The sequence below is a fragment of the Onishia niordana genome (genome assembly GCF_004798965.1).
GTDB classification, from domain to species: Bacteria; Pseudomonadota; Gammaproteobacteria; order Pseudomonadales; family Halomonadaceae; genus Onishia; species Onishia niordana.
On the sequence record NZ_SDSD01000035.1, the window covers coordinates 1 to 341 of the forward strand.

A 341-nucleotide genomic window follows, 5' to 3' on the forward strand; every position below is an offset into this window, starting at 1 on the left:
GCGATCCACATGCCGGTGATGCCCAGCGCCGTGGTCACCAGGAAAATGGCCTTCAGGCCCAGCGCCAGGGCGACGTTCGTCTTGACGTTGCGCAGCGTGGCCCGGGACAGGGCGATCAGCTCGGCGATGCCGCCGACGCGGTTCTTGAGCAGCGCCGCATCCGCCGTTTCCAGTGCCACATCCGTGCCGCCGCCCATGGCGATGCCCACCTCTGCCGCGGCCAGCGCCGGCGCATCGTTGATACCGTCGCCCACCTTGCCGACTGGGCCTCGGCCGGCGGCCTGCCAGTCACGAACGCGCTGGGCCTTGTCCTCGGGCATCAGCTCGCCATGTGCCTCGAT

Annotated in this window: 1 protein-coding gene; it reads right to left on the bottom strand. The window is 69.8% G+C overall.

Features of this window, described 5'->3' with window-relative positions:
- A partial coding sequence (locus ETC27_RS17645; protein ID WP_168709083.1) for an HAD-IC family P-type ATPase occupies window positions 1–341 on the bottom strand: 341 nt, incomplete at both ends.